The organism is Gordonia malaquae (genome assembly GCF_037148075.1).
Lineage (GTDB): Bacteria > Actinomycetota > Actinomycetes > Mycobacteriales > Mycobacteriaceae > Gordonia > Gordonia malaquae.
In genome coordinates, this window is record NZ_JBBCUB010000001.1 from 79,241 (window position 1) to 91,955 (window position 12,715).

Annotated in this window: 13 protein-coding genes; 6 read left to right on the forward strand and 7 right to left on the reverse strand. The window is 66.4% G+C overall.

What is annotated here, in order from left to right:
• The first annotated feature begins 8 nt into the window (after positions 1 to 8).
• Entirely contained in the window at positions 9 to 485 is a 477-nt protein-coding gene (locus WFK36_RS00415; RefSeq protein WP_336788757.1) for a MaoC/PaaZ C-terminal domain-containing protein, read from the forward strand.
• Here the strand turns inward: WFK36_RS00415 and WFK36_RS00420 are convergent.
• Together WFK36_RS00420 and WFK36_RS00425 are read right to left on the reverse strand one after the other, a co-directional pair.
• Positions 458 to 2,305, reverse strand: coding sequence for a neocarzinostatin apoprotein domain-containing protein (locus tag WFK36_RS00420; RefSeq protein ID WP_336788759.1), 1,848 nt, complete (start codon positions 2,303 to 2,305; stop codon positions 458 to 460). The genes WFK36_RS00415 and WFK36_RS00420 overlap by 28 nt on opposite strands.
• Before the next feature lie 91 nt (positions 2,306 to 2,396).
• Positions 2,397 to 3,188 carry an IclR family transcriptional regulator gene (locus WFK36_RS00425; protein ID WP_336788761.1) on the reverse strand — a complete coding sequence of 264 codons (792 nt, stop codon included), beginning with the start codon at positions 3,186 to 3,188 and terminating at the stop codon, positions 2,397 to 2,399.
• A 156-nt stretch (positions 3,189 to 3,344) separates the two neighbouring features.
• Here WFK36_RS00425 and WFK36_RS00430 point away from each other — a divergent pair, with 156 nt between their 5' ends.
• Entirely contained in the window at positions 3,345 to 4,109 is a 765-nt protein-coding gene (locus tag WFK36_RS00430) for a CoA transferase subunit A (RefSeq protein WP_336788763.1), read from the forward strand.
• Entirely contained in the window at positions 4,106 to 4,771 is a 666-nt protein-coding gene (locus tag WFK36_RS00435) for a 3-oxoacid CoA-transferase subunit B (RefSeq protein ID WP_336788765.1), read from the forward strand. The genes WFK36_RS00430 and WFK36_RS00435 overlap by 4 nt, the downstream gene beginning before the upstream one ends.
• Here the strand turns inward: WFK36_RS00435 and WFK36_RS00440 are convergent.
• Together WFK36_RS00440 and WFK36_RS00445 are read right to left on the reverse strand one after the other, a co-directional pair.
• Positions 4,756 to 6,423: a TIGR03767 family metallophosphoesterase gene (locus WFK36_RS00440; RefSeq protein ID WP_336788767.1), complete on the reverse strand. Its 1,668-nt coding sequence runs from the start codon at positions 6,421 to 6,423 to the stop codon at positions 4,756 to 4,758. The genes WFK36_RS00435 and WFK36_RS00440 overlap by 16 nt on opposite strands.
• Before the next feature lie 86 nt (positions 6,424 to 6,509).
• Positions 6,510 to 7,109 carry a TetR/AcrR family transcriptional regulator gene (locus WFK36_RS00445; RefSeq protein WP_008379466.1) on the reverse strand — a complete coding sequence of 200 codons (600 nt, stop codon included), beginning with the start codon at positions 7,107 to 7,109 and terminating at the stop codon, positions 6,510 to 6,512.
• A gap of 155 nt (positions 7,110 to 7,264) precedes the next feature.
• Here WFK36_RS00445 and WFK36_RS00450 point away from each other — a divergent pair, with 155 nt between their 5' ends.
• The 3 genes from WFK36_RS00450 to lysS all read left to right on the forward strand — a co-directional run bounded on the left by WFK36_RS00450 (position 7,265) and on the right by lysS (position 10,656).
• Positions 7,265 to 8,425 carry an acyl-CoA dehydrogenase family protein gene (locus WFK36_RS00450; RefSeq protein ID WP_336788769.1) on the forward strand — a complete coding sequence of 387 codons (1,161 nt, stop codon included), beginning with the start codon at positions 7,265 to 7,267 and terminating at the stop codon, positions 8,423 to 8,425.
• 242 nt (positions 8,426 to 8,667) lie between these two features.
• Complete coding sequence (locus WFK36_RS00455; RefSeq protein WP_008377319.1) at positions 8,668 to 9,081, forward strand: hypothetical protein; 414 nt, start codon at positions 8,668 to 8,670, stop codon at positions 9,079 to 9,081.
• Positions 9,082 to 9,132: 51 nt separating this feature from the next.
• Positions 9,133 to 10,656 carry a lysine--tRNA ligase gene (gene lysS / locus WFK36_RS00460; RefSeq protein ID WP_336788771.1) on the forward strand — a complete coding sequence of 508 codons (1,524 nt, stop codon included), beginning with the start codon at positions 9,133 to 9,135 and terminating at the stop codon, positions 10,654 to 10,656.
• A gap of 15 nt (positions 10,657 to 10,671) precedes the next feature.
• Here the strand turns inward: lysS and WFK36_RS00465 are convergent, their stop codons facing one another.
• From WFK36_RS00465 to WFK36_RS00475, 3 genes are all read right to left on the reverse strand, one after another.
• Entirely contained in the window at positions 10,672 to 11,187 is a 516-nt protein-coding gene (locus WFK36_RS00465; protein ID WP_336788773.1) for a DinB family protein, read from the reverse strand.
• A 109-nt stretch (positions 11,188 to 11,296) separates the two neighbouring features.
• Positions 11,297 to 11,683, reverse strand: a complete 387-nt coding sequence (locus tag WFK36_RS00470; protein WP_336788775.1) for a hypothetical protein — start codon at positions 11,681 to 11,683, stop codon at positions 11,297 to 11,299.
• A 145-nt stretch (positions 11,684 to 11,828) separates the two neighbouring features.
• Entirely contained in the window at positions 11,829 to 12,695 is an 867-nt protein-coding gene (locus WFK36_RS00475; RefSeq protein WP_336790901.1) for a LuxR C-terminal-related transcriptional regulator, read from the reverse strand.
• Positions 12,696 to 12,715: the final 20 nt, after the last annotated feature.

The following is a 12,715-nucleotide window of genomic DNA, read 5'->3' on the forward strand; positions in this document are numbered from 1 at the left end:
GTCGGACGATGGACAAGCTCTACGGCGACGACCTCCGGGTCGGGACCGTGTACCGGTTCGGCCGACACGAGGTGACGCACGACGAACTCGTCGAGTTCGCGCAGAAGTGGGACCCGCAAGACTTTCACTCGGACGCGGAGGCGGCCGACGACGGCGCATACGACGGGCTGATCGCGTCCGGTGTCCACACGATGGCGATCAACCAACGACTGTCCGTCGAAGCGATGTACCGGCACTGGCACGTGATCGCTGGACGCAGCGTCGACGTGCGATTTCTGCGTCCGGTGCGCGTCGGTGACGTCTTGTCCGGTCAGGGCGAGATCATGCGGATCGACCACGAGCCCGATCGTCGACGAGCATTCGTCGCGGTCGAGCGGACGCTCACGAACCAGACGGGACGCCAGGTGCTGGCCGTGTCGACGACCCTCTACGTGCACCTGGCGCCCACCTCTGGAGATCAGTTGCGGAGTCGAGCGGCTCCGTAGCCTGCAGCCGCTGCGATCACCACGGCGAGTGCTCCGCCTCCCCACGCCCACCAGTTGGTCGAGGAATCGTCCTGTGCGGACGCCGTGGTGGTCGGTGTGGACGGGTCGCCTGCCGCAGCGACGGCGGGCGCCGTCGACGAGCCGGGAGCGGTTGACGACGGGGCGCCGGGCTTCGGGCCGTCGCTGAGCGCGCGCGCCTTCTCGGCAGCAGTGCCTGCGACGGTCAGCGGCGACGAGGTGTCCTGGCTGCGATCAGATGATCCGTGGGCGGCGAAGGTGTACACGGCGCACGCGTTCTTGATGCAGTTGCCCGCACCGAACACAGGGGCCACGTCGAGGGTCACCGAGAACGAGCCGTCGGCGGAGATCTGGGTCGACGGCACCCATGTCACCGGGTTGTACGCACTCGAGTCGGTGGTCGAGTACTTGCCGGTCTCGGCGACACCGACGTAGACACCCGGACCGGTGGTCGCGAAACCGGTGCCGTTCACGGTGACCGACGTGGTGCCGGTCGCGGCGATCGTCGATGTGGACAGGGACGTCGAGGCAGTGCCGGTGCCGCGGTTCTCCGCAGGCGGCGCGGGGCGCGACCGGCCGCCGTCGGTCGGAACCGCCACGGCGCGGTCGGCGGCGGGCCCTCCGGTGAACGAGACACCGGTCGCGGTGTCCTGACTGCGGTCGGATGAGCCGTGTGCGGCGAACGTGTAGACCGCACACGGCGACGTGGTGCAGTCGGCGCGGCCGAACTTCGCTTTGACCGGGAGTTGCACGCTGAACGAGCCGTCGGCGCGCATGCGCCCGTTGCTGGTGGCCACCCAGACTGCACGATCGTCGAACGACGACTGGTCGGTGACTGAGAACTGGTTCGACTGCGCGATGCCGACGTAGACTCCGGGACCGCTGGTGGAGAATCCCGAGCCCGAGACGGTGACGGAATCGCCCGACGGGTTGAGTCCGGAGGTTCGATCGACACTGACGGACGGACCTGCGCCCGGCCTGGGAGCCACTGGTGCGGCCGGCCGGCCGGGTGCACTGGGAGCGGTTTCCGCCGGGCCGCCCGCCGCGCTGAACGAAATCGGGACCCATGCGTCCTGACTACGGTCGGCGAGTTTCGGGAATGCCGTGAACGATGCGACGAAGCATGCCGTGCGCAGGCAGTTCACCTTGCCGAACGTCGAGGTGACGGCGATCTGTGTGCTGAAGGTCCCGGTGGAGCCCACCGTGACCTTCTTGGCGTCGGCGTATGTGCTCGGGTAGCCCGACGAAGGCTTCGCGATCGTCTGGGTGACGTACACGTTCTCGCCGCTGCGGTATCCTTTGCCGCTGACGGTCACCGTCGCGCCCGACCGGAGACCGGTCGTGGGCGTCACTGTGAGGACCGGAGTTCCACGGCTGGGACCGTTCGTTCCCGGGAGGAGGGACATCAGCCGGTTCAGCAGGTCCATGCCCTGTGCCGTGAGACGTTCGCGGACGTCGGTCAGCATGGAGACCTTGGTCGCGGCGGATGCGTTGTGCGGCAGCAGAATCGACGTGCCGTCCACCAGGTCGACACGCTCACCGGCTGGAGCGGCGGCCGGTGTGGGCGCCGCAGACGTCGTCGTTGAAGGCTTGGGTGACGATGTGGTCGGTCGGGCCTTCGGTGTCGAGGGAGCGGTTTTCGTGGGCTTCGGCTTGTCGGGGTGCGGCGCACCGGGCAGTAGATTGCCGACAGCGGCGAGGCCGTCGTCGATCGGTGAGGCGTACGCGGGTGCGACGCCGAGCGCTGCGGTGAGCAGAACAGACGTCGTCACGACGGACAGTCGGATGATCGGGCGTCGCATGGCCGTCCTTCACAATTCTCTAGTAAGGTCAGCCAACCCTATTGCTCGTCGTTGTCGGCGGCAAAGCCTGAAGCGTCGTTTTTGAGACGCGTCACACGAGCCGCGTGCTGGACTTACGCCTGACCTGGAGTTTTCGTGTCAACTCGTGTGCCTGAGCCAGGAGTAGTCGGCCCAGTTCGGTCCTGCGCTCTGGTTGGAATCGAGCCTCCACGCCGGTCAGGCTCAAGGCCCATGCGGGACGGCCGTCGGAATCGAACACTGCTGCGCCCATGCCCCAACTCGCTTCGACGAGCAGGGCTGGATTGGTGGCGTACCCGTCGAGGCGAGTTCGAGCGATGCGGCGGCGGATCATGTCGTGCGCATGCTCGGGGCCCCACGTGGCACCCAGATCGGACCTTCGCAAGTAGTCGTCGATGTCGCGGTCCGGGAGATGGCTCAGGATCGCGAGCCCGGCCGAGGCGACGCCGAGAGGGAACCGAATGCCCTCGTACAGCACGTGCGAACGGACCGGAAAGCTTCCTTCCTGACCTGCGACGCACACGGTCTCGTCACCGCGCCTGGCGCTCAAGAACACCGACTCGCCCGACTCGCCGGCCAGTCGATCGAGCACGGACTGGGCGTCGTCCCTGATGTCGTAGGCCGCGGCTGCGGTGGCGCCGAGCAGATAGAGCTCCGGCCCGAGCGACCAATCGCCGGTTCTGTTGTCGCGATCGACGAGGCCCTCGGCCGCCAGCGCGGTGAGCAGACGGTGCGCGGTTGGGCGTGCCAGGCCCGCGGCTGCGGCGAGCGCCGTCGTCGACGTCGCCGCCGAACTCGAGCCGATGGCCCGCAGCAGCGCGGCGATCCGCGCAACGCCTTGTCCTGACTTGTCTGTCGACGCCATGGCCTCGACGCTAAGGCGTTCACTCAATGAACGCAAGGTTCATCCGGCGACCGCCCAGAGAGAGGTTGGACCGCACCTCTTGAACTGTTGACGTGCAGAAAGTGACACTCGAAGCCGATGCTGAGGTGTTTGTTCAACGGAGGAATGAGGCTGGACATGTCCAGAAAAGTGTGTGCGTCGGCGACTGACGCGGTCGGTGTGATCACCAGCGGCGCGACGCTCGCTGTCGGCGGGTTCGGGCTCTGCGGTGTGCCGGACGCCTTGATCGAGGCGCTGCACGATCTGGGCGTCGGCGACCTCGAGGTGTTCACCAACAACTGCGGCGTCGACGACTACGGCCTCGGAATCCTCCTCGCTCAACGGCGGATCAGGCGGGTCACCGCCTCTTACGTCGGTGAGAACAAGGAGTTCGCGCGGCAGTACCTCGCAGGCGAGCTCGAGGTGGAATTGGTCCCGCAGGGCACACTCGCCGAACGACTCCGCGCGGGTGGAGCGGGGATTCCCGCGTTCTACACCCCGGCCGGAGTCGGCACCCTCGTCGCCGAAGGCGGGATGCCCTGGCGGTACGCGCCGGGCGGAGAGATCGAGGTGGCGTCGCCCGCGAAGGAGGTTCGCACCTTCGGCGGTCGGGAGTACGTGATGGAACGGTCGATCACCGCGGACTACGCGCTTGTCCACGCCGCGCTCGGCGACACCGACGGCAACCTCGTCTTCGACAAGACCGCCCAGAACTTCAATCCGCTCGCCGCCATGGCCGGGCGCATCACGATCGCTCAGGTCGAGGAGCTGGTGGCGCCCGGCGTCATCGACCCGAGCGAGGTGCACCTTCCCGGTGTCTTCGTCCAGCGCATCGTCGACACCGGACCGCAGGCCAAACGGATAGAGAAACTCACCGTCACGACCGAAGGAGCCGCAGCATGACGACCACCGTCGCACGAGGCTGGACACGTGAGCAGATGGCGCAACGTGCCGCGGCAGAGATGATCGATGGCGAGTACGTCAACCTCGGCATCGGTCTGCCCACCCTGATTCCGACGTACCTCGACGACTCGGTGAACGTTGTGCTCCACTCGGAGAACGGGATACTCGGCACCGGCGGCTACCCGACTGTCGAGGACGTCGATCCGGACCTGATCAACGCGGGCAAGGAGACCGTCACCGTGGAACCCGGCGCCGCGTTCTTCGACTCGGCACTGTCGTTCGGGATGATCCGCGGAGGTCACGTGGACACGGCGGTTCTCGGCGGGATGCAGGTGTCGGCCGACGGCGACCTGGCCAACTGGATGGTCCCCGGCAAGATGGTCAAGGGCATGGGCGGCGCGATGGACCTCGTGCACGGTGCTGCTCGCGTCATCGTCGTCATGGAACATCGCGACCGCGCAGGATCGTCGAAGATCGTTCCGACTTGCACGTTGCCGTTGACCGGCAGGCGAGTGGTCGACCGGATCATCACCGACCTCGCCGTGATCGACGTCACCGGCAGTGGGCTCGTCCTGCGCGAGACCGCTCCCGGAGTGACCGTCGACCACGTCGTCTCGGCGACGGACGCCGAACTGCGCGTCGCGAGTCAGCGCAGAGGGTGAGTGAGCAGGAGCTCGCAGTTGCGGTCCGACGCCTTGCCGAGGAGTTCGAGGTCGGCGTGGATGTCGTTGTACGACAGTTCGCGGTACAGGCTGGCCAGACCCTTCTGTGACAGGTCGGACGTGTCTGCCGTATACGGGCTGTCGGCCTCGATCAGCGGGGTGAAGATGCTGAGCGTGCCGTCCTTGTTGTCGGACACCTCGATGATGCGTGCGAGCTGAGGGAAGTCGATGTGACTCGCCGTGTTGATCTCCCAGAAGCTGTGCTTTCCGGTGGACCCGCGGTGCGCGATCATCTCGTTGCGGTGCGTGTGGCCGTTGACCCACGCGATCACGTTGGAGTGCGACTTCAGTCGTTCGACGAGGTGCGTGCCGTCGAACGTCCGCTCCCCCGGGGTCTCCGGGTTGGGGAGTTTGGCGGTCATCGTCGACGACGTGTGGTGACTGAACACCATGACGAGCTGGTCGCTGTGCGACGAGATCTGGCGTTCGATCCACGCGAGTTGCTTCTCGCTGATCGAGCCGTCGGCGATGCCCATGCTGTTCGTCGTGTTCATCGCGATGCCGAGGAGTCCGGGCGCGATCTGGAACTTGTACCAGGTGGGGCCCTCCGGATCGGCGAATCCGTGGCCGACCGGACCCGCTCCGGTCAACGCCGGATCGAAGTGCCTGCGGACGAACTCTCGCGGCGAGTACGGGCGTCGGCGCAGATCTCGGGTGGCCGGCAGTGTCGGGCCGGTGGTCTTGAGCTTCGCCAGCATCCCGGCGACCGCCGCCGGGTCGGAGCCGAGCGCCTGGCCGATCGCCTGCGCGGTCGGGTCGGAGCCGGGAAGGTCGTACTTCACGTCGGACAGGTACAGCCAGTCCACGAGTCCGTTGGGAACGGTGCCGAGCAACTGGTCGTCATGGTTGCCGAAGACCGAGTACCACCGCATGTTCAGGCCCGGGCTGGTGTGCGTGCGCATCGCGGCGTGCAGCATCCCGGGGATCGTCGGGAATCCGCGGTCCTTGTAGATGTCGGGCTTGTCGAGCTCAGGTCGGTAATAGAGCGCGGACCCGAGGGCCTGGACACCCTCGAAGCGGGTTTTCGAGCCGGTGTTCGGGGTGATCGCACCGCCTGCGAGGAGTCGCTGGTACCACTCGAGTTCGATGATCTCGTGGTTGTCCGTGTTGTCTCCGGTCGAGACGACGCAGTCGAACGCGCGACCGGTGAACGGTCCACCAGAGAGTGCGTTGATCCGGTTGATCAAGGCGACGGCGCCCTGGGTGCCGAGGGCTTCCTGGGGACGAAACGCCGGGCCCTGAATCGGGTGCACGTACTCGAATCGTGCGGGGCTCTGCACGTCGGTGATGTGGATGTCGGTGAGCTGCACGAACGACGCGACCGCGGTCCGACGGTCGTCGCGGCCCGATTTCGCCGTCGCGAGCTCCTCGCGGATGAAGAGCGGCCAGCCCTTGCCCTGCACCAGCTTGCGGTAGCCCTTGGCATTCGCGCGTCCTCCGACGCCGACCTTCTCCAGCGTGGTGCCCGCCGCATTCGCGGACGACGTCGCGCCGGGCTCTGCGTGTGCCACACCGGAGACCAGGGACGATGCGGCGACGGCTCCGGCCGCAGCACCGCTGCGACGCAAGAAGGAACGGCGGGACATGCTCATCGGGCGACCTCGCTCAGATGAAGTGATTCTGAACACGACATGAAGCGACTGTAACCGGAGACGCGTCGTAGCTGATGAAGTGGGCGCTAATCCGTCGTACGAGCGGTCACGCTGAGCACGGGCTTGTCGGCGGGCGGCTCGTCGTCCGCGGTGAGTTGGGCCCACATCGCGTCGACCATCGGCTGCAGGAACAGGTGGCCGACGTGCTTGATCATGAGCCCGAGTGTCTGATCGGCGACGCTGCGGTCGGTCGACGCCTGTCCGGCTCCACGCATCTCGACGACACCCTGCCGACTCAGTTCGGTGAGGCGCGCGAGGAGAGTGCCGCCGCTGTTGTGCGGGTCGAGGAGCACACGACGCATGTAGTTCACCACCGGCGGGTGCGCGTGGAGCATCTGTGCGACCGCACGATCACGAGCCGCAGCCGATTCGGCCGGCGAGTCGCCTGAGGGGGCGTCGGCGATCGCCTGTGCGTGATAGTCGACCACGAGTTGCTCGACGGCGTCACGAAGACCGTCTTTGGTCTTGAAATGGTGTTGCACGAGACCGACGGTGACCCCGGCCTGCGCCGCGATCATTCGCATCGACACGCGGTCCTCGCCGTGCTCGGAGTACAGGTCGAGCGCCGCGTTCCGGATCTTCGCGCGAGCGGTCAGATCGGAGGCGGACGTGCGGGGATCACTCATGTCGGCTCCTTCCGATCGTCAGTGGATGAGTCTACGGCGGGACCATTGACCGATACACGCACACTGCTTACTATACGGCTGTATAGCGATGTTGGATGGAGATGCTCCTCTGCCGGCTCGCGACGCCACCCACCCCTATCGGAATCGAGAAGCCCATGACCACACTGTTCCCCGACTACCGCGCATCGTGGGAGAGCGACGACCAGGCCGCGCTCCGCGCACACGCTCGCGCGTACTTCACCAAGGAGGCCACCCCGAATCAGGAACGGTGGGCGGAACAGCACCAGGTGGACCGTGAGTTCTGGACCAAGACCGGCGATGCGGGTCTGCTCTGCCTTGATCTGCCGGAGGAGTTCGGTGGATCGGGCGGCGACTTCGGGCACGAGGCGATCGTTCAGCAAGAACTCGCCTTCGCGGGCGACTCGGCATTCGGTTTCGCCGTGCACTCGACGATCGTCGCGCACTACATCAACGCGTACGGCACCGACGAGCAGAAGCGCCGGTGGCTGCCGCGCGCGGCCAGCGGTGAGTCGGTTCTCGCGATCGCCATGACCGAACCGGGCACCGGTTCCGATCTCCAGTCCGTCCGGACCACCGCCGTCCTCGAAGGCGACGAGTACGTGATCAACGGATCGAAGACGTTCATCTCGAACGGCTCCCACTGCGACCTCCTCGTCATCGTGTGCAAGACAGACCCGACCCAGGGTGCGAAGGGGGTCTCGCTGATCGTCGCCGAGACGAAGGACCTTCCCGGCTTCGCGCGCGGACGCGTCCTAGCCAAGATCGGGCAGCACGGCCAGGACACGCGCGAACTGTCGTTCACCGACATGCGGGTGCCTGCCGCGAATCTCCTCGGCGGCGTCGAAGGCCAGGGCTTCTATCAGTTGATGAGTCAGTTGCAGCGCGAACGTCTGATCATCGGCGTCGGGGCCGTCGCCGTCGCCGAAGCCGCCGTCATCGAGACCCTCAAGTACGTCAAGGAGCGAGAGGCGTTCGGGCAGCCGATCCTCAAGTTCCAGAACACCCGATTCGTTCTCGCGGAATGCAAGGCCGACGTTCTTGCGGGCAAGACGCTCATGGATCACTGCATCTCGGAGCAGATCGCCGGCCGTCTGGACCCGGCGACGGCGTCGATGGCCAAGTTGTGGGGTACTGAGAAGCAGAAGGAAGTGGTCGATCGCTGCCTGCAGATGTTCGGAGGCTACGGCTACATGGCCGAGTACCCGATCGCCCGCATGTACGCCGACACCCGCGTTCAGACCATCTACGGCGGCACCAGCGAGATCATGAAGGAACTGATCGGCCGCTCGCTGTAGCTGCAATTGAACGTTGGCGGCGATTCTTGGCCCTTTACCAAGAATCGCCGCCAGAGTTCGCTTGCCGGATTTCGCGCGGGCCTGCACAAAACTCTGGCCGCCTCGCGTGCCGGTGTGGCAGAGTGGTCGACGTGATCAAGAGCTGTCAGGAGTGTTGTCAGGGCTGACGTCCCGCCTTTGAGCGAGGACGGCCCTGTTCTTCAGCCTCCCTGCACGTTCGATCACCATTCGAGGAATCCCTCATGACCACTGCGCTCACCGCACCCGTCTCTGCTCCGTTCGTCTCCGTTCCCCTCTCTGTGCAGGCGAACGATTTCCGTGCCGCGCTTGCCGCAGGCGCCGTCGCCGTCGACCTGCGTGACGCCGCCCAGCACCGTGCGCACGGCGCACTGCTCGGAGCGGTCGCCGTCGCCTCCGATCAGGCGCTTGATCTCCTGGGCCCAGATTCCCCCGTCGCGCTCCGCGCGGCCACTGTCGACGCCGAGTGGATCCTCGTCTCCGAGGACGGCTACGACGCCGAGTGGCTCGCCTGGCACCTGCAGGCGCGCGGTGTGCGTGGTGCGCGGTTCGTCGTGGGAGGTCATCGGGCGTTGCGCAGCCGCGGCGTGACCGGCTCGATCGGCTCCGACGCGCTCGGTCTGTACGACCCGCGCTGACCTGGCCGTCTCGATTGGTGTCTGCGCTGGCCGGACACTTAACCTAGAGGCGTGAGCGAGCACCAGAACGACGAGACGACCCGCGACGACGACCAGACCCCCGAGCAGCTGCGGATCCGCCGCGAGAAGCGCGAACGGATTCTGGCCGAAGGACGCGAGGCGTACCCCGTCGAAATCGCTCGCACCCACACGCTGCGCGCAGTCCGTGACGAGTACTCCCACCTCGAAGCGGGAGCCGAGACCGGGGTGATCGCCGGAGTCGCCGGGCGCGTGATCTTCATCCGCAACAAGGGCAAGCTCTGCTTCGCGACCCTCCAGGAGGGTGACGGCACACAGCTGCAGGCCATGCTCAGCCAGGCCAAGGTCGGCGAGGATTCGCTCGCGAGCTGGAAGTCCGACGTCGACCTCGGCGACATCGTCTACGTGCACGGCGAGATCATCTCCTCCCGCACCGGTGAACTGTCGGTGATGGCCGACGCCTGGCAGATGGCGTCGAAGTCGCTGCGGCCCCTGCCCGTGGCGCACAAGGAGATGAACGAGGAGTCGCGCGTCCGCCAGCGGTACGTCGACCTCATCGTCAATCCTGACGCTCGCGAGATCGCCCGCACCCGCGTGAAGGCGATGGCCGAGCTTCGCCGCTTCCTCACCGAGCGTGACTTCCTCGAGATCGAGACGCCGATGCTGCAGACGCTGCACGGCGGCGCCGCCGCGCGCCCCTTCGTGACGCATTCGAACGCCTTCGACATGGACCTGTTCCTGCGAATCGCGCCGGAGCTGTTCCTCAAGCGCGCCGTCGTCGGCGGCCTTGAACGAGTCTTCGAAGTGAACCGCAACTTCCGGAACGAGGGCGCCGACTCGACGCATTCGCCGGAGTTCGCGATGCTCGAGACCTACCAGGCGTACGGGACGTACGACGACGCGGCCGTGACCACGCGTGAACTCGTCCAAGCGGTGGCATTGGCGGCGGCGGGAACGCTCACCCCGACGATGCCGGACGGCAGCACTTACGACCTGTCGGGCGAATGGAAGTCCGTCTCCATGTACCCGTCGCTGTCGGAGGCGCTCGGCCGCGAGATCGTGCCGCTCGAGACCACCGTCGACGAGTTGCTGGCGATCGCCGCAGAAGTCAGCCTCGACGTCCCCAAGGACAAGGGCTACGGCCACGGCAAGCTCGTCGAAGAACTGTGGGAGCACATGGTCGGCAGCAAGCTCGACGAGCCGGTGTTCGTCCGTGACTTCCCGGTCGAGACCTCGCCGTTGGTCCGCGCGCACCGCAGCATCCCGGGCGTCGTCGAGAAGTGGGACCTCTACGTCCGCGGCTTCGAGTTGGCGACCGGCTACTCCGAGCTCGTCGACCCGGTGATCCAGCGTGAGCGCTTCGTCGACCAGGCCCGCCTCGCCGCCGCAGGCGACGACGAGGCGATGGTCCTCGACGAGGAGTTCCTCGCCGCGATGGAGTACGCGATGCCCCCGACCGCAGGCACCGGCATGGGCATCGACCGTCTCCTGATGGCGATCACCGGACTCGGCATCCGCGAGACGATCCTCTTCCCGCTGGTCAAGCCGGTTCAGTAGGTCGCCGTCGGCACTTCACACGTCCATGCCCGCGTTGCGGGCGTGGGTCATCGTGGTGCTCTGGCCATCCAGGGTTTCGCGGATGATGTCCGCGTGTCCTGCGTGATGGGCCAGTTCGCGCAGCATGTGCAGGACGATCCACCGCACCGACCGGTACTCCCGCTCTGGCGCCCAGGGTGCGGTGGGGAGTGGGATCAACGCGTCGAGGTCCGACGTCGCCTTCAGCGCGGCGACGGTGCTCGCGTACTGCGCGTCGTACTTCTCGGCCCATTCGGCGAAGGTCTCGTCGTCGGTGAGCTCATAGGCGTGGGCCGCGCCGGCCATGTCGAACTCGGCGTTCGGGTCGGCGTCGGTGATCGTCTTCCACCAACCCTCATGTGTCAGGGTGACGTGCTTGAGAAGCCCGCCGATGCTCAAGGCGGACACGGTCGGCGTGGCGCGTGCCTGCTCTTCGGTCACGCCGTCGACGGCGATGCGGAAGTTTGCGGATTCGTCGTCGAAAAGGGCTACGAGGTCGGTGATCTCAGTCATTCGTCGACGATAAGTCGAATGTGGTCCTGAGATCGGTCGGATCAGCGAAGTTCGATGGCGTAGTGCCGTCGGACCCGGATGATTCGACCGATCTCAGGAGCATTGACGCTCAGCGCTGGGTGTAGAACGTCCATGGCTCGTACGAGACGGTGGTGCCGTCCGGTGCCGTGATGTGCAGATACTCGCGGTGGACGTGATAGGTGTAGCCGTTGTTGTAGGCGTGGAACCTGCCGAACTGGTCCTGCGTGGCGCCGTTCACGTCGATCCAGTTGCCAGTCGTCTTGGCCTTGCCGCTGTACCCCCAGCCGGTCGGTCCCTGCACTGGGCAGATCACGACCTGCGACAGTGCCGATTCGGCCATGACCTTCGCCGGCCCGCGGCAGTACGGACCGCCGGGAAAACCGTCGGCGGCCGCACCTCCCACAGCCGAAAGGCTCGCGCCGGCCAGTCCGGCTGCCACGATCGTTCCGGCGATGACTCGAGTTCGATTGCGCATGATGTTCACGTCCTCTCGCAGGCGAGCGGTAGCGGTCAGGCCGCGGTGTGCGCTGCGTTGTCGGGTGTGCTCGACCGCTACCTGGTATGTCGAACGTCCATGCGCGGACCGTTAGGGGTGTGTAGTCCAAACGAATGACACTAGGTCAGGGGATGAGGCGGACACGCCGGGCGTTGACGACGGCTTCGAACCGCGTCGACGCGTCGAGCTTCACCAGCAACCGCTTGACGTGGTCCTTCACCGTGTAGACGCCGATGCCCAGGCGGTCGGCGATCGTCGCGTTCGGCAGACCTGCGGCGAGCAGGCCGAGCACGTCTTGTTCGCGTGCGGTCAGGTGGACGGACGGTTCGTCGAACGGGGAGTCGTGGGCGAGACCGTCCGCGATGTCGAGCATCTGATCGCGGAGTGCAGCGTCGGACGTGGTGTCGGCGAGGGCGCGCAGGCGAGCATGTGAGTCCTGGATCTGTGCACGCCATGCGGCGAGGTCGCGCTCCTCGTCGTCTGTGCGGAGAGTGGCGAGCACGTCGGCCACTGCGAGCTGCTGCTCCACTCCGCGGGCCTCGTCGGCGACGGCGTCCAACGAGACGCCGAGTTGATCGTGCGGATTGCGCCGAGCGGCGTAGAGAACGCCGATGTGCTTGCGTCCGACGATGATCGGCGCTGCGACCATCGCCCGCAGATTCTCGGCGCGGATGATCTCGTCGTACGTGTGCGTGATGAGCGGCGACCGGACGTAATCGTGCACAGCGGCCGCCCGCCTGCGGCCGATCACTCGACCGCCGAGCCCGTGTCCGGGATAGAGATTGGCGCCGCGCAACGGTCCGACGACATCGCCGTCGAACGCGAACAGCTCGATGTGATCGGCGGTTCCCGGCAGCACTCGGCCCGCGAACGCCAGCCCGGCACCAGTGCGCAGCCGCAGTCGTTCCAGCGGCATGCGCAATCGACGAGCCAGCTCGTCCGATGGCGTACCCCTCTTCGGAGGGTTGTCGGTGGCGGGGGTCACACACATCATTGTTCCATCCGTGATCA